Origin of the sequence: Nocardia sp. NPDC005978 (assembly GCF_040614455.1) — a bacterium.
Lineage (GTDB): Bacteria > Actinomycetota > Actinomycetes > Mycobacteriales > Mycobacteriaceae > Nocardia.
Map to the genome: position 1 here is coordinate 1 of NZ_JBEXUS010000136.1, position 19,651 is coordinate 19,651.

The following is a 19,651-nucleotide window of genomic DNA, read 5'->3' on the forward strand; positions in this document are numbered from 1 at the left end:
ACCCCTGGTATCTCCCCGAGGTCGAACTGCCGCCCATCGCGGCCACCCACGATCACCGCGTCGCGCTGGCGGGGGCCGACATCGTGGTGCTGGCGCCCAGATGGTGGCCTCGCTCGGGCCGTAGAGGTTGTACAGCCTGCGGACTCCGGCGGAGTCGCTGCCGGACCACTGGCGCACCAGCGCGGGCGGGCACGCCTCGCCCGCCACCATGAGCACGCGCAACGCGTCGAGCCGCGGAGCGTCGAGGGAGGCGGCGACCGCCGGAGTCAAACATGCGTGCGTCACACCCTGGGCCCGCATCAGCTCGGTCAGCGGCGGACCGGCGAAAACACCTGCGGGGGAGACGATCAGGGCCGCGCCCGCCGGAACCGCGGCCAGCACTTCGAAGACCGCCGCGTCGAAGGTGCGGGCCGCGACGGCCAGCATGCGCGAATCACAGTCGATTCCGTACTGCCGCACGAGGGTGTCCGAGATCGCGGACAGGCCCGCGTGCGTGACCGCGACGCCCTTGGGGGTACCGGTCGAACCGGAGGTGTACACCATGTACGCGGTATTGCCGGGCTGGACCGCGCCGCGCCGATCGGCGTCGGTGATCGGATCCGCCCGGTGCGCGGCCGGTTCGAACCCGTCGAGGTCGGCCACCCGGGCGCCGCATCCGTCCAGACCGCTGATGTCCGGTGCGCCCGCGCCGTCGATCAGCAGGATGGCGGCGGGGCAGTCGGTGAGGACGAACCGGTTGCGCTCGACCGGCTGGGTGAGATCCAGGGACACGAACGCGGCGCCGGTCTTGGCCACCGCCCACAGCGCGCGCATCCAGGCCGCGGAGCGCGGGATCGCCACCGCCACGGTGGTTTCCGGCCCCGCGCCGAGCTCGATCAACGCACGGGCGCACCGGTTCGACCACTCGTCGAGTTCGCGGTAGGTCCAGGTGCGCTCGTCCGCGCGGACTGCGATCCGGTCGGCGTGCGCCGCGGCCGCCCCGGACAGCAGCTCGGGCAGGGTGAGCTGTTCGGGACCCGGCGCCCCGGCGCCCGCGCGCCGCAGTTCCCGGCGCTCCTCGGGCTCGAGCAGTTCCACCGAGCGCACCCGGGTAGCGGGATCGGTGAGCACGCAGCTCAGGAAGCTGTCGAAGAAGTGCGCGAACCGCTCGTGATGCGCCGCGACCTGTTCGGGGGTGTACGCGCTCGGATTGGCGAAGAAGTCGACGCGGGTGCTTTCCCCGCCGACGGCCGGGTAGACGTTCACCGACAGGTCGGGCACCAACCCCGGGGTGAGGACTCGCAGCCGGCCGGTGATGTCGCCGAGCTCGATCCGGGTGTCCAGGATCATCAGGTCGACCATCGGCCCGGCGGCCTGCGGAAGATGGCGCGCGGCAACCGATCCCGAGTCCGCGAGCATGTCCTCGTGCCGATAGCGCTGTCCGCGCAGGACCTCCATCAGGGTGCCTTGGGTCCGCTCGAGCAGCTCGCCGACCGACAGATCCGGGGTCAGGCGAATGCGGAACGGGACGATGTTGGCGGTCATGCCGCCCGAGCGGCTCATCGACGCGGTGACGCGCGCGGACACCGGAAGGCTCAGCACCACATCGTCGGAGCCGGTCATCCGGGCCAGATACACCCCGAACGCGGCCAGCAGGAAGACCGCCGGGCCGGTGGCGCGGCTCGCGACCGCGGCGCGCAGCGTGTCGTCGGTGCCGGCGGACAGGACCGCGCTCACCGCGAGCGGATGCGCCTCGGCCAGCGCCACCCGATCGGTCAGGGTGACCGGTTCTGGCAGCTCGGCCACATACTCCGCCCAGAACATGCGGTCGTCGCGGAAGCGCTGCGACGATCGGTACTGCTCGTCAGCCGCCACGATCTCGCCCAGCGTCCGAATCGCCTGGCGCGCGGGCTCTTCGCCCGCGAGCGCCGCGGTGTACAGCCCCGCGCTGCGGGTGAGGATGTTGAGCGCGGCGACGCCGTCCATCACGATGTGGTGGGCGCGCAGGTACCAGAACCAGCGGTGCTCGGCGACCCGCAGGACAGCGCCGAGCACCACCGGGCCGTGGGGCAGGTCGATGGGTGCGCGGAAGTCCGCGTTCATCCAATCCTGCGCGGCGGCAACGGGATCGGGTGCGGTCGTGAGGTCGAGCAGCCGCACCGCGCCGTTGGCGGTGTCGTCCACCACCTGGCGCGCCACGCCGTCCACCTCGACGATTCGCACCCGGCTGACCTCGAACTCGTCGAGCGCCCGCCCGAACGACGCGATCAGCAGCGCGGTGTCCAGGTCACCGGCGAGTTCGAGGTACAGCGCGTTCGACACCGGTGTGTCGCCCGCGAGCTGTTGCAATAACCGAATCGCACGCTGCGCCGCTGTGAGCGGGTAGGTCGATGCGGGGCCCTCGAGGGCTTGCAAAGGTGATCGATGGTCGCGCATCCCGCCTCCTGAAGATCCGAAACTCAAAGAGAACGTGCTTTGTTTGCCAGGGTGGCCAGCGATTCCAGGCCGTCGAGCACCGTCGGAACGGGCACCCCGAAATCGATGAGACAGGCGATCTCGTCGGCGCCCGCCCGATGCAGGCTCTCGACCATGGGCAGCGCCGACTCCGGGGTGCCGAACAGTCCGCTCTCCCGGTAGTACCGTTCGAAAGCGAAGTCCAGCACCTTGTTTCGCGACCGGTCGTCCAGCTTGTCCAGGGCTTCCGCGCCCCGGCGCCACAGGTCGACCGAATCGGCGAGGTAGGTCTTGAACGGGTCCCGCACGGTCTGACGCACCGCGGCCTCGTCGGCTCCGACGAAGGTGTGCAGCATGACGGTGACCTTGCCCGCGCCGTGGCCGTGGCTCGCGCGCGCCTTGCGGTAGGCGGTGATCTTGTCCGCCAGTTCGTCCACGCTCTGGAACAGCAGGGCGGTCAGCACGTTCGCGCCGGACTCGCCCGCCATCTCGAAGCGCTCCACCCCGCCGCTGCAGGTCAGCCAGGTGGTGAGTTCGGGCTGGATCGGCGCGGGGAAGATGCGCACCGATCGGGATTCGCCCGCGCCGTTCGGCAGTTCGATCGGCTCACCGCGCCACAGCTGCTTGACCGTGTCCATACCCGAACGCGTGAACGCGACCCGATCGGCGTAATTGTCCGGGGCAAGCACGAAATCGTCGGCGTTCCAGCCCGTGGCGAAGGCGATGTCGACCCGGCCGTCCGAGAGGTTGTCGACCACCGACCAGTCCTCGGCGACCCGGACCGGGTGGTGCAGCGGCAGAACCACGCTGCCCGCCCGGATTCGGATCCGCCGGGTGCTCGCCGCCAGTGCCGCGGCCAGCACGGCCGGGTTCGGGTACAGCCCACCGAAGGTGTGGAAATGACGCTCCGGCAGCCAGATCGCGGCGAAGCCGTGCGTGTCGGCGAAGCGGGCGCTGTCCAGCAGCAGCCGATAGCGCTGCGAATCGTGATGCTGCGCGTCGCTGGCGAAGAAGAACAGGCTGAGGTCCATCCCCGCGCCGGGCTGCCGCGCCCGCCCGGTCTGCCCGGTCGCCGCGGCGACCGCCTGGGCGGCGGGAGAGCCGTGGTCGGCGACCGCCGCCGCCAGGTCCGCCACGCACATGCCGCCGTAGATGTCCTCGGCCGAGACCTCGATGCCGAATCGGTCCTCGAGGATCGTCAGCAGTTCCGCGGCCTTGACCGAATCGAGGCCGAGGGCGGTGAGCGGCGTGCTCGGGTCGGCCGATTCGAGGCCCAGGCGCGCTCTGGCCCAGTCCAGGAAGAAATCCGTGGTGTCCGCGTCGTCCCGTGGCTCGCTCAATTGGCCCTCGATTCGAATTCGTTGGCGTACAGGGTGCGTAGGTGCGATCGGCGAATCTTGCCGCTGGTGGTTTTCAGGACCTTGCCCTTGTCGACGAAGAGCACCCGGTACAGCGCCACGGCGTGTTCCCGGCTGACCGTCGATTTGATCGATTCCGCCAGGGCGGCATTGTCATGGGTGGATTCGGAATCGAGCTCCTGAATGACGACCAGCCGTTCCTCGCCGTCCGCCTCGACCGACAATGCGGCACAGCCGCCGCGGCGCAATTCCGGATGCGTGGATTCGATGCTCCATTCGATGTCCTGCGGAAAGAGATTGCGCCCGTTGATGATCATGACTTCTTTGAGCCGTCCGCAGATGAAGAGATTGTCGTCCACGGTGAAGCCGAGATCGCCGGTGCGCAGATACCGCTCGCCCGGCTCGCCGTCGATTTCCGCCGCGAACCCGCGCGCGGTCTCCTCCGGCTTGTTCCAGTAGCCCGCGGTGATGCTCTCGCCGCACAGCCAGATCTCGCCGACGCGACCGGGTTCCACGCGCCGCAGGGTGTCCGGATCGACCATCGCCGCTGTTCCGGCTTCTACCGGTCCGTAGCCGACCAGCTCGCGCCCGCCCGTGTTCGGCACCGCGCGGCCCTGTTCCAGCTCCTGGCTCGCGAACGACGTGGTGCGCACGCCCGCACCGACGGGACCGCCGGCGACGTACAGGGTCGCCTCGGCGAGACCGTATCCGGGAAAGAAACTTTCGCGCCGGAATCCGCTCGCGGCGAAGGTGTCGGCGAATGTTCCCAATATGGTGGGATTGACCGGTTCGGCGCCGATGAATGCGATTTCCCAGCCCGAGAGATCGAGCTGTTCGATGTCCTCGCGGGAAACTCGTTCGGCACAGATCGCGTAGGCCAGATTGGGTCCGCCCGCGGTGGTATTCGCTTTCTGCGATATCTCCCGCAGCCACATGAGAGGATGACGCAGGAACGCCAGCGGTGACATGAGTGTGACGGGATATCCGGTGAACAGTGGTTCCAGGATTCCCAGGATCAAGCCCATATCGTGCGAGGGCGGCAGCCAGTGCACGGCCGTGCTGTTCTCGTCGTGCTGGAGCACGCGCCGCAGGACGTCGAGATTGGTCATGATGTTGCGGTGCAGCACCACCACGCCTTTGGGGCTTCCGGTGGAGCCCGAGGTGTATTGCAGGTGAGCCACATCGTCCGGACCGGGCAGGGCCATGTCGAGCAGATCCAGTCCGCCGCCATCGGTGGCGGGGGCACTGTCGATGATCCGCTCGTCCGGCCAGCCCAGCAGCTCGCGCGCCACCACGCCGACCGACCGCGGCGCGATGACCGCGACCGCGCCGCTGTCGCGCGCGATCGCGGCGACGGTGTCGGAATGCCGTTGCGAGGTAGGCACATACAGCGGCACGGCGACACGCCGTGTGAACAGGCACGCGAGGAACGCGTGCACCATGCCGGGTCCCGGCGGGCACAGCAGCAGGATCCGATCGCCCGGCGCGCTGACCGCCTGCAATCGGGTGGCCAAGGCGGCCACCCGATTCAGCAGCAGCGTGTAGTCCTCGACCTCGCGATTGCCGCGATCGTCGATGAACGTGTAGCCGATCCGTCCGGGTTGCTCGACGGCACGACGCATCAGAATGTCCGCCAGGGTCGTCGGGCAACCCGGTAGTTGTTGGTAACTCATCGACCTTCGACCTCTCGAATCAGCTTCAGCCACAGTGGACGAACGGTATTCAGGCCTGCGAAAAGGCGCTCGGCAGCGGGCTGGGATGTGCGCTGCGCGCAGGACATCTTCGCAGGTATTCGGCCGATCACCGGGAGGCGCGAGGAGCCCGTCGCGAACGAGGTTGCGGCGACCCGAAGTTCAGCGCGTCCGCGAAGATTGTGATAGCTAAAAGATAGCTGAACTAACGACGGCGCGGCGATCGGGTTTCTCTGCCGCGCCCGAAGCGCGCGCACCGCTGCGGATTACACGCGTGTCGCGGCGTCGGCACGGCGTTCGAGCGGCCGATCTGCCTGCTCGATGACGGCATGAAGGAACGCCAGGACATATCGAACCGTGGCACTGTGCTCCTTTCGTAGTGGGGCGCAACGGCAGTGGTCGAAGTGTCCTGTTGGATCGTCGCCGCGAGTTGGTTCGGCACCGGGGGTGCGGCGGATGGGTCGGGGTCGATGTCGAATTCGCAAACCTGCGGTCGGTACCGGAGTCGGCCCGTGCGGCCGCGGACACCGCGCGGCGCACCCGGCCGCGAGTGCGGTCCGCCGTCTCGAGATGCGCCGACGCCGGTTCGGTGCGATGGTTCTGACCGCTTGGTTGTGTGGAATCAGGGACGGGAGCGTCGTCATAACACTTCGGATTTGGCTGAGCAGTGCCGGCGCGGTGAGTGCGCAGATCATGCGGCTGTTGCGCGAGAACCCGGACGAGGCCGACGTCATGATCTACGCGGGCAACGTCGATCCGGGCGCCGTCGCGCTGCTGGCGTGTGATGTGCCGGTCGTCGAACCCCGCTGGGTCGACAACGACGAGTACGCGCGGTTCGCGCTCGACTTCTGTCTCAGGAACGGGATCGACGTCCTCATACCGTCCCGGCGGCTGGAGGCGCTGGCGCATCGCGCCGCGGATTTCGCGGCGGTGGGCACCAGCCTGATGTGCGCGCCCGCGGCGGCGGTGCGAGCGCTGGTGGACAAGGCACGCACCTACGAAATCGCCGGGGCGGCAGGGGTTCCGGTGCCGCCGTGGCGGGTGGTGTCCGATGCGGACGAGCTGTTCCGGGCGGTCGGGGAACTCGCGCCCGCCGGTGAGAAGCTGTGCATCAAACCCAGCGGCGAGTACTCCGCGTTCGGCTTCCGCATCCTCGACGATCGCCCGCTCAGCATCGCGGGCCTGCTCGCGCCGCCGCAGCCGGTGGCCTCGGTCGACCAGGTCGCGGCGGCCCTGCGCGTGGCCGCGGCACAGGGCGAGCGGGTGCCGGAACTGATGGTCATGCCCTATCTGGACGCGCCCGAGGTCAGTATCGACTGCCTGTCCGGTCCGGGCGGTGAACTGCTGGTGGCCATTCCCCGCGCCAAGCACGGCCGCTTCCGCACCCTGCTCGACGATCCGGCCCTGGTGGACATCGCCCGCCGCCTGATCACCGGTTTCGAACTGCCCTACCTGTCCAATGTGCAGCTGCGCTACCTGCACGGCGAACCGGTCCTGCTCGAGGTCAATCCCCGCGCCTCGGCCGGTCTGTTCCAAACGGCGTTCGCCGGTGTCAACCTGCCCTGGTCCGCGATTCGCCTGCTCCTGCACGGCGACTCGTCCCAGCCTCGCACACCCCGGCTCGGTGTCCGCCTGGCGGTGACCGAGGCGGTGATGGAGGTGGCCGCCCCGCGGCCCTTCCCGGCCGTTCCCGCCCGGCCCCGGCCGACCCCCGCGCCGGCCGTGGAGACCCCCGCGCTGGCCGTGGAGACCACCGCCATGGGGGTGTGAGGACGGCGAACGAGGCGCTGCCGCATACGTTATGGCCGCGGGTAAGGTTCCATGTCGCGCAGTCGCTGCCGGTGACTGCGCTGTAGTTCGCTCACCCGGGTGAGAAAGCCCGCGATCAGTTCCAGTTCGGCGGGATCGTAGCGGCTCAGCATCATCCGGTAACCGTCGTCGACCAGCGTCGACAGCAGATCGTGCAGTCGCCGGGTGGCCAGATCGGTGGCCACCACGATTACCCGCCGCCGATCGGTGGGGTGCAGCGAGCGGGCGATATAGCCCTGCTTTTCCAGCCGATTGAGCATGATCGTCACACCCGCGGCGGTGAGATCCAATCGCTCGGCGAGCATTCCGGGCGTGGTGGCTTTCGCATCGCCGAGCAGAACGATTTCCAATGCCCGCCTATCGGTTTCGTTCACACCCAGCAGCCGGATCAATTCGCGGGCCAGATCCTCGAGGGTGCCGTGATAGAACTCCAGCGCCTTGCGCAGCTCGACCGCTATCGGCGCCGGATCAATTGACATCGGACGCACGGGCTCCCATCCTCGAACACTCGAAACATGAAACCTCTCAACAGGAGTCACCGTCCACGGGGGCCGGACATTGCACTGTACGACACGTCGGCCGTGCCGAAGGCCCGCATCGCACACCCGAATCGGAGTATTCACCGCGGCACGAAACCCGCGGCGGCGCGGCGGGATTGGGCGAACGTCGCACGCGCGAGCCTGGACTGGGCCGCTGATCGCAGCCCAGTCCAGGCACTCACCACAACTCAGCAGCGTGCATGCGGGCCGTCACGCTGCACCGTCGGCTCAGGGATCAGCTGACGGTCGTGGTGGTGAGGGTCGGGGACGGATTCGGGTAGCACGCGGTCGCCACGTTGCCGACGAACGCCACCTTGGTCGTCATGGTCATACCGGGATTGCCGTAGCTGGTCCCGGCGTACTTGCTGGTGATCGGCGTTCCGGGCGAACCCGCGGTGACGTTGATGGTCACCGCCGGCGGGGTGAAGCTGGACCCGCCCGCGATCGGGCCGGGCACGGTCAGCACCACGTTCCCGCCCGAGGTGGACACCGAACCGGCCACGGTGCCGCCGGAGGCGGTCGCCGAGACCAGCGTCGAATTCGCGGGCACCGGGAAGGTCATCTTCAGATTGCTGATGTTCGTCACCGTGAATCCGGACGCCGAACTGGGCACCGAGGAGGCCCCGGGCGTGAGGGTGATGGCCACCGCCGAACCGGAGGTCGCCGACGCCGGCGCGGTCCCGGTCACGGTGGTGCCCATGCTCGAGGTCTGCCCGATGCCGAAGATGGTGCCCTGGCAGCTCCAGTTCACGCTGATCGGTGCGGCATTCGCGGGAGCGGCGAAACTGAAGAAAGTGGCAAGCGCCACCGGAGTAACGATGCCGGCACGAAGCAACACGGATGCGGTCGTTCTCATGACAATCTCCAATATTGTGAAGCAATGGCACGACCCGGGTTGCGAGCCGTAACCGTAAGAGATCTGAAATATAACCTGTTCTCATCGCGCCGTGGGTGAATTCGGAAATAAATTCGCCAGGTCGAAGACGTGGGAAAACATCACGTGTTCGGTATGTATCTATCCGGAATTGATTATTAACTCCGGAAAGTTAACTCGACCAAGACATCGATACCGATGAATTAATTCCGGCGTGCTCGGCCGGAATTGCAGATGCAAGAACAATGCGGCGAGAACTCGCTTTCGCCGCTGAATTGCCTACGGGCGTGGGGCCGCGGCGTCAGGGCAGATCGAGGGCGCTCACCGGGACGCCGTAGGGCAGGAAGCGGACGCGGCGGCGTTCGTCGGTGTTGTCGCGGTGCGCACGCAGGGCCTCGAGTTCGCTCGGGAAGACCTGGTCGATTCGGGCCGCGCCGTCCTCGACGGTGTAGATGGTCCAGACGCCGCTGCCGGTTTCGCCGGTGGTCTCCTCGCGCGGCTCGGCGGCCCGCGGGCGTTCGGGGGTGATGAACTGGCCGAGCAGCGAGCCCAGGGTGTTGGCGCCGGTGCGGTCGATGTACTGACCGGCCTTGCCGATGAGGTCTTGGAGGTTGATCCCGGCGTCGCGTAGTGCGCGTTCGAAATCCTCGGGATCGATCCCGAAAGGCCCGTTGGTTGCCATCGCATGTGCTCCTGGAGAGAGGAAGGGGGCGCTACGCACCCAGTCTCCCCGCGAATTCCGGCCCGCGCCACGTCCGTTCCGCGGGCGGCGCGGCGGACACGCCTCGGCGTGACCGGGCTGCCGGGCATTGTCGGTGCAGGTCACTACACTGCGGGCCACCTAGCCGAGGAGGACCCGCATGGCAGTCATCAGCGTCGCCCGCACCATCAACGCGCCCGTCGAGCGGGTCTGGGCGGTGTTGACCGACCTCGATCACGCCGCCGACACCCTCACCGGCGTCCGCAAGGTCGAGCGGCTCGCGGGGGAGGGATACGGGGTCGGCACGCGCTGGCGCGAGACCCGGGCGATGTTCGGTAAGGAGGCCGCCGAGGAGATGGAGGTGGCCGAGGTGTCGCCGCCGAATCGCACGGTGGTCGTTGCCAATTCGCGGGGCGTGGACTACCGCACCGAGATCACGGTCGAGCCGCGCGGTACCGGGTCCGAACTCACCTTCGTCTTCTCGGGGGAGACCCAGCGGCCGAGCCGGCTGCGCGCTCTCCTCGAACGCGTCACCATGCCGCTGGCCGCGTCCATGACGAAGAAGATGATCGCGGCCGACCTCGCCGACATCGCTCGCGTCGCGGAAGCGGGATAACGCGAGCGGTCGCCGCCGCCGAATTGTGCTGGAATGCCGCGGTTTCGACGCGCCGGCGCGCCACCGTCCCTACGATGAGAGGATGAGTAGCTCTCTTTCTCATCATTCCGAGGGTGCGGCCGCCGCGCACGTGGTCGTGGCCGGAGGCGGGCTGGCCGGGCTGGCCTCGGCGGTGTGGCTGGCCGAACGCGGACATCGAGTCACCCTGGTGGAGAAGGCGGGCCGGCTGGGCGGGCGCACCTTCTCGTTCGAGGTGCCCGGGGTGGAGGGGCTGGTGGACAACGGCCAGCACCTGTTCGCGGGGTGTTACGACGCGCTGTTGAGCTACGTCCGGACCATCGGCAGCGCCGAGGGATTGCGCTGGGACGCACCGCCGCTGGCGATCCGGACCGGTCCGGGCGAACTGCGCACCGGCTCGGGTCCGGCGTGGCTGCCCTCGTGGGCCAGGCGGGTGGTGGGTCCCGCGTGGCTGGCGTGGCCGCCGATTCCCCTGCGCGACCGGCCCGCCGCGCTGCGGACCTGGGCGCGGCTGGCTCTCGCGGTTGCCCGGCAGGACGAGCGGCTCGACGAACTGACGGTCGACCGCTGGTTTCGCACGATCGGGGTGCCGGCGTCGCTGCGTGCGCTGACCCTCGATCAATTCGTCATCGGTCTGCTCAACGAGCAGCCCGACCGGGTCTCGGCCTTCACCTTCGTGCAGGCGTTGCGGTTCATCTCCGGGCGGGCGCTCGCCGGGAATCCCCGTGCGGGGGACGCGATCTGGCCCCGCGTCAGCCTGCACGAGTTGTTCGTCGCCCCGGCCGAGCGGTATCTGCGGGCGCGCGGCGGGGAGATCCACACCGGCGCGAAGCTGGCCGACGTCGTACTGCGGGACGGGCGCGTGCACGGGGTGGAACTGGCCGGCGGCCGGGTGATCGATTGCGACGCGGCGGTATTGGCGCTGACGCCGTGGGCGCTGGCCACGGTGCTCGATCGCGGCGGGCTGGGTGCGCACGATTTCTTCACGCCGGTGCGCAAGATCGAGGCTGCGCCCATCTCCAGCGTGTACCTCTGGCTCGATCGTCCGCTGCGGATGCGGCGGCTGGCGGAGAATCTGCGCGGTACGACCATCGAATGGGTCTTCGACACCGGCGGCATGCACGGTGCGGCGGATGCGGCCGAGCACTGCTACTCCCTGGCGGTCAGCGCCTCCTGGAACGTCGTTCATCAGCGCAACGCCGAATTCATCGACGCGGCAATCGAATCGCTGCACCGGCACTATCCCGAGTCCCGGTCGGCGCGGGTGGTGCGCAGCAAGGTGATTCACCAGCCCGCCGCCACGTTCTCGGCGCAGCCGGGCTTCGAATCGCTGCGCCTGCCACACGTCACGCCGATTCCCGGGTTGTTCCTGGCGGGCGACTGGACCCGCACCGGGCTGCCCTCGACCATGGAGTCCGCCGCCGACAGCGCACGCCGCGCGACCGGGGCGGTGGCGGACTACCTCGCCGCCCCCGTCGCCCCCGCCGGGAGCCGATGATCGGTCGAGCGGGCGTGGATCAGCCCGCGCCGCGCATCAGGCCCTGGGCGGTGACCGAGGCGACCAGTTCGCCGGTGTGGGCGTAGACCTGCAACTGGCCGTACATGCGGCCGCCGCCCGCGAAGGTGCTCTCGCAGCGCAGCAGCAGCCAGTCCCCGATCGTGAAGGGGCGGTGGTAGGTGACCGTCTGGGTGAGCATCGCGGCGGTGCCGCGCCCGCCGCGGCGGGCGATCTCGGATTGCGGGTACGGGCGGGTGGCCACCGGGCCGAGGAAGCCCTCGGTGCCGTGCGCCAGCAGGGCGCGGCCGATGGTAGGCGTCTCGGGCGCCTTGGGAGCGCGCATCCAGACGTCCAGGGTCGGCGGCCCGGCGAGTTCGGCGGCGAAAGCGTCGGCGCCGCCCGGGGTCCGGACCTCCCAGGGCAGGAGGGCGCAGGGGAATTCGGTGCAGTCGTCCGGGCCGGGCACATCCCGGGGCAACTGCGCGCCGTGGCTCAGGAAGTCGGGTTCCTCGGTGCTGAGCATGGCGAGCACGCGGGCGTGCTCACGACCGTCCTGGCTGAAGCTCACCTGGACGGTGGCCAGGGCCCGGCCCGATTGCACGACCTCGGCGTGCACGTCTACGTCCCGATCGGCGTAGCCGCCGCGCGGGAACACCCCGTGCAGGGACTGGACCGCCATGTGCGGCACCGTGCGCTCGGCGGCCACCACGGCCTGGGCCAGGGTCTGGCTGCCCAGGGTGGTCGGCAGGGTCGAGACGACATTGCGGGCGCGGAACTGCCCGGGACCCGCCTCGGTGAGGTCGAGGACGTCGAGTAGGTCGGGCAGGTCGACGACCGGCCACGAATCAGTTCCACCAGCCATCGCGAAATATTCGCATATGCGACAGCGGGGCCGGTCGTCGAGACCGGTCACCGGACACAGCCGGTGGCCCGGGCGCGACGGGATCGTGCGGCCGGACGGTCCCATGGCGTTGGCAACAGTGCGAACCGGGGCGGTTCACGAAGGGTTTTCGATATCCCTGTGAAGGCTCACAGCCGGGGGTTGGTGATTGTGCACCAACGGAGTCCGGCCGCATCGGGCAAAGAGCTGAATTGCGTTGAAATTCAAGGTTTCTCATCGGCGTGCATTTACAGTTTGTCGTCACCACCATTCGGTGGGTGCCACTCAGATTCAGGAACACGTATGCAGAATCGAATTCTCGGTACCCGTCTCGCTGTGCTCGCCGCCGCTGCCGTCGCTGTACTCGCAGTGCCGAGTACGGCCGTGGCGGCCGGTTCCATAACTTTCGCTCCCAAAGTCGATTCGCCGTCCGGCGGGTCATTTCCTTCCTGGGGGCCGGGGCCGTCCGCAATCGGGATGATGGGCGGTGATTTCAATGGTGACGGAATTCCGGACATCGTCGCCGCCGATTTTCAGGGTGAGGGCCCGATCCTCATGACGGGTAAGGGCGACGGCACATTCAACAGGGGCACCCGGGTCGGCAAGCCCGGAATCGGCTACGGCGCCATCGGTGCGGGCGATGTCAACGGCGACGGCAAGATCGATGTCGTCGCGCAGGGGTGGGTGAACCTGGCGGTGTTCCTGAACAACGGTGACGGCACGTTCAAGACCGGCAAGAACTACCTGACGGTCGAAGGGGCGCAACAGGAGGTCATCCTGGCCGACGCCAACGGCGACGGCAAGCTGGACATGCTGAGCCTGGTGCCGGCCGGGGTGCAGGTCTGGCTCGGCAAGGGCGACGGCACGTTCAACCAGGGCGGCTCGGCGCTGATCGCGGGTGCGCCGACGGCGTTCGCGGTGGGAAAGTTCAACGCGGACAACAAACTCGACATCGCGGTCAACAACACCGTGCTGCAGCGGGTGGAGGTGTTTCTCGGAAAGGGCGACGGCAAATTCGACAGGAAGGGTTCCAGCACCAGCGGACTCATCACCGAGGATGTGCGAGCGGGGGATTTCGACGGTGACGGCATCGATGATGTGGTGACCGCGGATTCGTTCTCCTTCAGCACCACGCTGCTCGTGTCCGATGGCAACGGCGGGTTCGAGAAAACCAATCGCATCGGGCTGTCGGGACTGGGCCCGACGAGTATCGCGGTGGCGGATTTCGACCGGGACGGCAGGTTGGACGCGGCCATGTCGGCGGTGCTGAATTCGCGCATGGTGATCTTCTCCGGAAACGGTGACGGCACGCTGACCAAACGCGGCGAGCTGGAGGTGACCGCGCTGCCGCAGACTCCGGTGCTGCTCGACTTCGACCGCGACGGCAAGGTCGATATCGCGGTCGCGGGCAGTGTGAACGCGGTGTCCTTCCTGAAGAACCAGTCCTGACCCGCACGGTCCCGGCGTGCCCGGCACGCCGGGACCGATCGGCTCGACACGCACGACGCCCGGCCCGGCGGTGAGAAGGCGGCACCCATGCGACAAACGGACAGCAACGAACCCGATTCCCCCGACCCGCACGCGACCGAAATCCTCCCGATCGAGGCGTACGACTCCGCCCCGCGCCCCGGGCTCGGACACTGGAAGGCCGCGCTCGGCACCTATCTCGCCGGGGAGGACTTCCGGCGGCACCGGCCGCAGATCGCCGCCGTCGCAGCGCTGTTGGCGGTGACCATCGGTGTGTTCGTCGCGGTGGAGTCCAAGGGTGACCACCGGGTGGGGGACACCCTCGCCACCGCGTCGCAGACCTCCGACGGGCTGCCGCCGGCCGTCGAACTCGAACCGGAGGCCGACGCCGCGCCCGCGGACGGCACGCCACCCGATATTCCCGTTCCCGGTGAGTCCGAACCAGGCGATCCCGCCCTCGTGGACAGCGCGACCGTGATCGACGAGCCCGCCGCCGTCCCGGAGCCGGTGGTCGATCCCGCGCCCGAAGCGCCCGGCACCGAGCCGGCGGTCATCGACACCACGACCATCCTGCCGGAGACGACGACAGATCCGCCGAGTTCTGTTGGTGCACCCGGCTTCTCGGTGAGCCTGAGCGCGAGCGCGAGCGTGTCGATCCAGCCGAATCCCCTCACCGTTGTCGCCAGCCCGGACCCGGTCCCCGATCAGGCGGGCTCCCGCACGGTCACGGTGGTGGTAACCCCGCCGGCCATCACCGAACCTCTGCCGACCACCCGACCGGCGACAACAACCCGTCCGGTGGCGACAACCAGGCCGGCTACCCCGCCCGTCACGACGACCCGGCCCGTAACCACCACGCGGCCGGCCACCACGACGGGGCCCGCCGCGACATCCGGTCCGGCAACCGCCACACGTCCGGTGACGACCACACGCCCGGCGACCACGGTTCTCGCCACCACCTGTGCCACTACGACGACCACCCGCAAGACGACGACTTCCGGCCCCGCCACCGCCCGTCCGCCGGCAACCACCGCACCGACTCGGACCGAGCGTCCGTCCAGCGCTCCCGCCGAAGTGTGCGAATAGCACGGCGGGGTGAGGTGCTTTGAGTAGCAGCAGAATAATCGCCCGCGACCCGGACGACGCGGCCGACCGGTCACAGCGATCCGATCGGCAGCCCGTAGAGCCGGCCGCGTCATCGCCACGAGACGAATGCCCGCGCCCGCGCCCCCGCGACGGCAACTCGCCCCGCGACTGTCACCTGCCTCGTGATCGTGGACGTCGGTGTGGCGAACGTGCCTCGCACCGCAACCGGGACCCGGATGTCGCGCGGGACCCACGCGGCCACGGCTCGAGCGGAATGTGGGTGGCCCTGCTGGCATCCGCCGTCGTGGTCGCGGGCCTGGTGTCCGTTCACCGTGCGAGCGACCCCGCCCCGCCCGGCCCCGGCGACCCGATCCCCGAGATCCGTTTGGACGCGGTCGAATCCGGGGTCGGCCAACTCCGCGACTGGGCACGTCCGCGCGCACGCAGGTTCGGCATCCCCGAACGCGCCCTCACCGCCTACGGCTACGCGTCCGTGGTGATGGCCAAGGCCCAGCCCACCTGCCACCTGGGCTGGACGACCTTGGCCGGAATCGCCCGTGTGGAAAGCGATCACGCCCGGTTCGGCGGCGCGACGATCGCCCCCGACGGCACGGTCCGCCCCCCGATCCGCGGCGTCCCACTGAACGGCACGGCGGGCAACGCCCTGATCCTCGACCCCGCGACCCGCCCCGGCCACCCCGTCTACGCCCGCGCCCAGGGCCCCTTCCAGTTCATCCCCGACACCTGGACCCGCTGGGGCGTAACCGCGGCCACCCCCTACGCCACCCTCGCCCCCACCCTGACATCCGCCGAAAAGGTTCCCACCCAAACCCTTTCCGGTAGCCCCGACAACATCGACGACGCCGCCCTGGCGGCAGCCCGCTACCTCTGCGCCTCCGGCGGTGACCTCGCCACCCCCGCGGGCTGGCGGCGAGCCGTGTTCGCCTACAACCATTCCAATGCCTACGTCGCCCAGGTTCGCACCGCCGCGCGGGGTTTCGACGCATAGCTGACCCGGTGAAATCGCCGGAACTCCTCGTGAGTGCCGCTACACGAGTGCCTTCGGCGACCTGCCCGAATTCGCAGGCTGTGCCAAGCCGTGCTCTCCGGCAGCCGCGTCGCCCGAGTCCGCGCGGCACCGCACGCTGCAATCCGTTTCGACTCCGCGAGATCACCGCTGCGCCACTGCCGCCGCCTTTCGGGAGAGACCTGTCTGTCGCGGCGAGTCAGGTGCCAGGTTTTGTGCACAGCCGCTCCACGGTGTCGTCGGCCGAACCCGCACAGCCGCAGGGTCGCGACACCCTGCGACGTGGCCCCGAGTGCGATCCCGGCGATCGGGTGAGCTACGCGCACAACGGAGTTCCGTACGCGCCGGTGGTGTTCGGCTCGGACGCGGGCGACCCCTGAGAGCGGGAGTGCCCAGCCTGGCGAACACGGGTTCGTGTCTCGGATGCTCGAGCGGTGATCCGGCCGATCACATCGGGCTGCCCCCGCCACGGATACCGAATGTGATGCCGACGGGATACAGGTCGTTGCCCGGGAGGGCGGGCCTACTGCTCCAGGTGGGGGCGGCGGAGGTCGGTGACGGCTATGCGGGCGGCCTCGGCTATCGCGGCGTCGGCGGCGGGCAGGACCGGGTCGGCGCGGGCCGCGCGGGTGAAGACGGCCACCGCGATGGGGGGTTCGCTGGGGAACTCGATCACCGAGACCTCGTTGCGGATGATGCCGATGGTGCCGGTTTTCGCGGCCACCGAGATCGTGGGGTGGGGGAAGGCCGAGGCGGTGCGGTGCGGCCAGATCTGGTTGCGCATCACCGACTGGGCCTCGTGGGTCTGGTTGGGGGACAAGATCTTACCGGTCCACAGGGCGCTCAGGAGGCGGGTCATCTCCTCGGGGGTGGTGGCGCTGGTGTACGAGGGGTCATAGGCCGAGACCGACCACGCCTCGTCGTTGTCGGCCAGGGCGGCGAAGGCTTCGGCGGTGGTGTGAGTGTCGGTGTCGCGGACCAGGGTGCGGTGCAGGTCGGCGGTGCCGCCGATGAGATGTGTTTCGGTGAGGCCGAATTCGGCCAGCAGCGCGTGGACCGCGGGCAGCCCGATCTCACCGAGCAGGACGTCGGCGGCCGCGTTGTCCGAGGCCGTCATCATCGAGGCGGCCAGGTCGCGGCGGCTCAGGGTGACTGGGTCCCGCATGATCGCCAGTCCGGTCGGTCCGGGGGTGCACTCGGCGGGCACGACCGTCAGCCGTTCGGTGGGATCGATTGCGCCGGTGTCGATCCGGCGGCAGAAGGTCAGGAACAGCGGCAGCTTGTACACCGAGGCCATGACCACCCGGTCCCGCCCGTCCACCGAGATCTCGGCGGCCGAGTCGTCGCAGCGGCGGGCGTGCAGCCAGCCGGTGCACCCCGCGTCGGCGAAGACCGCCCGAATCCGGTCGGCGGCCGTCATCGCAGCCGCTCCCGGTACAGCGCCCGATCGAGCGCGGAGGCCTGCGCGGTCGCCTCGGCCCGGCGAATCACCCGCAGCCGCAACGCGATCGCCTGCGGCGCCAGCCGCACCCACGCGACCCCCGGCGTCGGGGTCGGCGGTGTCGCGGTGAGTCCGAAACTGGTCCCGGCGGCCACCGCCGCGAACAGCGCCCGGTCATCGCGCGCGGTCACGATCGGGGTGTCGACGCCGCGTTCGCGCAGCAGATCCACGACGGTGTCGTAGGCGGGCGGGTTTCCCGCCCGCGCCGGGTGCGCGAAGCTCAGATCGGACAGCATGGTGAAGGCCGGGCGTTCGGCTACCGCCCCGCGATGATCCGCCGGCACCACCACCCAGCGCGGAATCTTCACCACGGGACCGGCTTCCACCCCGTCCACCAGCGCCGGGTGGTCGATCACCGCGACGTCGCACACCCCCGCCCGCACCTCGGCGATCAGCTCGACCGTCGTTCCCATGGTGGTGGAAACCGTTGCCCCCGTGGCATTGTCCGCCCGCAACGCACTCACGCAGACGGTGACGATGTGATCGGGCAGCGCTTCGCAGGCGCCCCACTGCACCGCGCCGCGCGCGTTGGCGATGCGCTGGGCCTCGGCGAGCAGGCGTTCGGCGTCGTCGACCAGCAGCCGTGCCCGGGGCAGCAGCTGCCGACCCGCGGAGGTCAGCAGCGCACCCTGCCGGGTGCGATGGATGAGCTCGACCCCGAGGTGCTCCTCGAGCTTGCGCAACCCCTGCGACAGCGGCGGCTGGGTCATGTCCAGCACGGTGGCCGCGCGCCCGAAATGCCCCTCGTTGGCGACGGCGACGAAGAAGCGCAGATGCCGGACCAGATCCATGCGGCCATTGAACCAGCCGTTTGCGCGCCGGCCGCGCCCCCGCTTCGACGGCCACCGCTTTTCCCGGTTTTACGAGCCTCCCACCTGGGTCGATACCGAACACGACTCGGCAAGCGCGCGCCTCGCTATTGGTCCGCGCCGCCCCCGCGATAGTTTGCTGAGGCGGTGACCAACTCGGTATCGACCCGCACCCGACCATCCTGCCGCACCCGTCTGCTGGCTGCCGCGCTGGCGCTGTCCGCACTGACCGGCATCGCCGCCTGCGACAGTCAGCCGGCCTCGACCGCGCCCGCCGACACCTCCGCCCCCGCGGCGGCGGACCCCGCTTTCGCCGAGCTGGAAGCGCGGGCGGGGGCCCGCCTGGGCGTCTACGCCGTGGACACCGCCACCGGCCGCACCGTGTCCTACCGCGAGGGCGAACGCTTCCCCATAGCCTCCACCTTCAAGGGCCTGGCCTGCGGGCTGCTGCTGCGCGAGCATCCGCTGTCCTCGGGCTACTTCGATCAGCGGATCACCTATCCGCCAAGCGATCTCGTCGAGTTCTCGCCCGCGACCGGACAGCACGTCGCCACCGGTATGACGATCGGCGAACTCTGCCACGCCGCCATCACCCTGTCGGACAACACCGCGGGCAACCTGATCCTGAAGCAGCTGGGCGGCCCGGCGGGCTTCACGAACGGCATGCGCGCACTGGGCGATTCGGTGACCCGCCTGGATCGCTGGGAGACCGACCTCAACACCGCGATCCCCGGCGACGACCGCGACACCACCACCGCGCAGGCGCTCGCGGCCGGCTATCGCACCCTCGGGCTCGGCGAAACCCTGCCCGAACCCGAACGCGCACAACTGATCTCCTGGCTGAAAGCCAACACCACCGGCGACAAGCGCATTCGCGCCGGACTGCCCGCGGACTGGGTCGTCGGCGACAAAACCGGCAGCCCCGCCTACGGTTCGGCCCTGGACGCGGCCATCGCCTGGCCGCCCGGCCGCGCCCCCGTGGTGATCACCGTGCTCACCACCAAATCCGAGGAGCGGGCCGAGCCGGACAACGCCCTGGTCGCGGCCGCCGCCCGCGCGGCAGTAGCCGCGCTGGGCCTGACCCCGTAGCCGCGCTGGGCCTGACCCCCCGTAGCCGCGCGGGGCCTGACCCCGTTGCCGCGCTGGGCCTGGCCGCGTTGTCGCGCTGGGCCTGGCCGCGTTGTCGCGCTGGGCCTGGCCGCGTTGTCGGGCTGGGCCTGACCCCTGACCCCGTTGCCGCTGGGCCTGGCCCCGTTGCCGCGCTGGGCCTGGCCCCGTTGCCGCGCTGGGCCTGGCCCCGTTGCCGCGCTGGGCCTGGCCCCGTTCCCGCGCAGGCCCTGCCCCC

The 19,651-nt window shown here is 69.5% G+C and carries 18 protein-coding genes; 9 read left to right on the forward strand and 9 right to left on the reverse strand.

What is annotated here, in order from left to right; all coding sequences use genetic code 11:
* From ABZ319_RS35810 to ABZ319_RS35820, 3 genes are all read right to left on the reverse strand, one after another.
* A partial coding sequence (locus ABZ319_RS35810; protein WP_354991006.1) for an AMP-binding protein occupies window positions 1-2,415 on the reverse strand: 2,415 nt, incomplete at its 3' end.
* Window positions 2,416-2,438: 23 nt separating this feature from the next.
* Entirely contained in the window at window positions 2,439-3,773 is a 1,335-nt protein-coding gene (locus ABZ319_RS35815; RefSeq protein WP_354991007.1) for a MupA/Atu3671 family FMN-dependent luciferase-like monooxygenase, read from the reverse strand.
* The gene (locus ABZ319_RS35820) at window positions 3,770-5,464 is read right to left on the reverse strand and encodes a fatty acyl-AMP ligase (RefSeq protein ID WP_354991008.1); all 1,695 of its coding nucleotides are present in this window, start codon (window positions 5,462-5,464) and stop codon (window positions 3,770-3,772) included. The genes ABZ319_RS35815 and ABZ319_RS35820 overlap by 4 nt, the downstream gene beginning before the upstream one ends.
* A gap of 696 nt (window positions 5,465-6,160) precedes the next feature.
* Between ABZ319_RS35820 and ABZ319_RS35825 the strand changes: the two genes are divergently transcribed.
* On the forward strand, window positions 6,161-7,252 hold the full coding sequence (locus tag ABZ319_RS35825; protein ID WP_354991009.1) for an ATP-grasp domain-containing protein: 1,092 nt from the start codon (window positions 6,161-6,163) through the stop codon (window positions 7,250-7,252).
* Between the two features lie 29 nt (window positions 7,253-7,281).
* On the opposite strand, the gene ABZ319_RS35830 is transcribed toward ABZ319_RS35825, so the two are convergent.
* Window positions 7,282-7,770 (reverse strand): MarR family transcriptional regulator, encoded by a 489-nt coding sequence (locus tag ABZ319_RS35830; RefSeq protein ID WP_354991010.1) that lies wholly within the window; start codon window positions 7,768-7,770, stop codon window positions 7,282-7,284.
* A gap of 295 nt (window positions 7,771-8,065) precedes the next feature.
* Window positions 8,066-8,416, reverse strand: a complete 351-nt coding sequence (locus tag ABZ319_RS35835; protein ID WP_354991011.1) for a hypothetical protein — start codon at window positions 8,414-8,416, stop codon at window positions 8,066-8,068.
* Between ABZ319_RS35835 and ABZ319_RS35840 the strand changes: the two genes are divergently transcribed.
* A complete protein-coding gene (locus ABZ319_RS35840; RefSeq protein ID WP_354991012.1) occupies window positions 8,406-8,738 on the forward strand; it encodes a hypothetical protein in 333 nt (110 codons plus the stop codon). The genes ABZ319_RS35835 and ABZ319_RS35840 overlap by 11 nt on opposite strands.
* 267 nt (window positions 8,739-9,005) lie before the next feature.
* On the opposite strand, the gene ABZ319_RS35845 is transcribed toward ABZ319_RS35840, so the two are convergent.
* Window positions 9,006-9,386: a hypothetical protein gene (locus ABZ319_RS35845; protein ID WP_354991013.1), complete on the reverse strand. Its 381-nt coding sequence runs from the start codon at window positions 9,384-9,386 to the stop codon at window positions 9,006-9,008.
* A gap of 178 nt (window positions 9,387-9,564) precedes the next feature.
* On the opposite strand from ABZ319_RS35845, the gene ABZ319_RS35850 reads away from it, so the two are divergent.
* Window positions 9,565-10,020: an SRPBCC family protein gene (locus tag ABZ319_RS35850; protein WP_354991014.1), complete on the forward strand. Its 456-nt coding sequence runs from the start codon at window positions 9,565-9,567 to the stop codon at window positions 10,018-10,020.
* A gap of 82 nt (window positions 10,021-10,102) precedes the next feature.
* Window positions 10,103-11,536: a hydroxysqualene dehydroxylase HpnE gene (gene hpnE / locus ABZ319_RS35855; RefSeq protein ID WP_354991015.1), complete on the forward strand. Its 1,434-nt coding sequence runs from the start codon at window positions 10,103-10,105 to the stop codon at window positions 11,534-11,536.
* Between the two features lie 19 nt (window positions 11,537-11,555).
* Here hpnE and ABZ319_RS35860 read toward each other — a convergent pair whose 3' ends face one another.
* The gene (locus tag ABZ319_RS35860; protein WP_354991016.1) at window positions 11,556-12,398 is read right to left on the reverse strand and encodes an acyl-CoA thioesterase domain-containing protein; all 843 of its coding nucleotides are present in this window, start codon (window positions 12,396-12,398) and stop codon (window positions 11,556-11,558) included.
* Between the two features lie 498 nt (window positions 12,399-12,896).
* Between ABZ319_RS35860 and ABZ319_RS35865 the strand changes: the two genes are divergently transcribed.
* The 4 genes from ABZ319_RS35865 (at window position 12,897) to ABZ319_RS35880 (ending at window position 16,376) form a co-directional block, all read left to right on the forward strand.
* Window positions 12,897-13,865 (forward strand): VCBS repeat-containing protein, encoded by a 969-nt coding sequence (locus ABZ319_RS35865; protein ID WP_354991017.1) that lies wholly within the window; start codon window positions 12,897-12,899, stop codon window positions 13,863-13,865.
* Window positions 13,866-13,952: 87 nt separating this feature from the next.
* Window positions 13,953-14,969, forward strand: a complete 1,017-nt coding sequence (locus ABZ319_RS35870; RefSeq protein WP_354991018.1) for a hypothetical protein — start codon at window positions 13,953-13,955, stop codon at window positions 14,967-14,969.
* Between the two features lie 274 nt (window positions 14,970-15,243).
* Window positions 15,244-15,978: a murein transglycosylase gene (locus ABZ319_RS35875; RefSeq protein ID WP_354991019.1), complete on the forward strand. Its 735-nt coding sequence runs from the start codon at window positions 15,244-15,246 to the stop codon at window positions 15,976-15,978.
* Window positions 15,979-16,211: 233 nt separating this feature from the next.
* Window positions 16,212-16,376: a hypothetical protein gene (locus ABZ319_RS35880; RefSeq protein ID WP_354991020.1), complete on the forward strand. Its 165-nt coding sequence runs from the start codon at window positions 16,212-16,214 to the stop codon at window positions 16,374-16,376.
* Between the two features lie 143 nt (window positions 16,377-16,519).
* Here the strand turns inward: ABZ319_RS35880 and ABZ319_RS35885 are convergent, their stop codons facing one another.
* Complete coding sequence (locus tag ABZ319_RS35885; protein WP_354991021.1) at window positions 16,520-17,416, reverse strand: serine hydrolase; 897 nt, start codon at window positions 17,414-17,416, stop codon at window positions 16,520-16,522.
* On the reverse strand, window positions 17,413-18,288 hold the full coding sequence (locus ABZ319_RS35890; RefSeq protein ID WP_354991022.1) for a LysR family transcriptional regulator: 876 nt from the start codon (window positions 18,286-18,288) through the stop codon (window positions 17,413-17,415). The genes ABZ319_RS35885 and ABZ319_RS35890 overlap by 4 nt, the downstream gene beginning before the upstream one ends.
* Before the next feature lie 165 nt (window positions 18,289-18,453).
* On the opposite strand from ABZ319_RS35890, the gene bla reads away from it, so the two are divergent.
* Window positions 18,454-19,395: a class A beta-lactamase gene (bla, locus tag ABZ319_RS35895; protein WP_354991023.1), complete on the forward strand. Its 942-nt coding sequence runs from the start codon at window positions 18,454-18,456 to the stop codon at window positions 19,393-19,395.
* Window positions 19,396-19,651 lie beyond the last annotated feature (256 nt).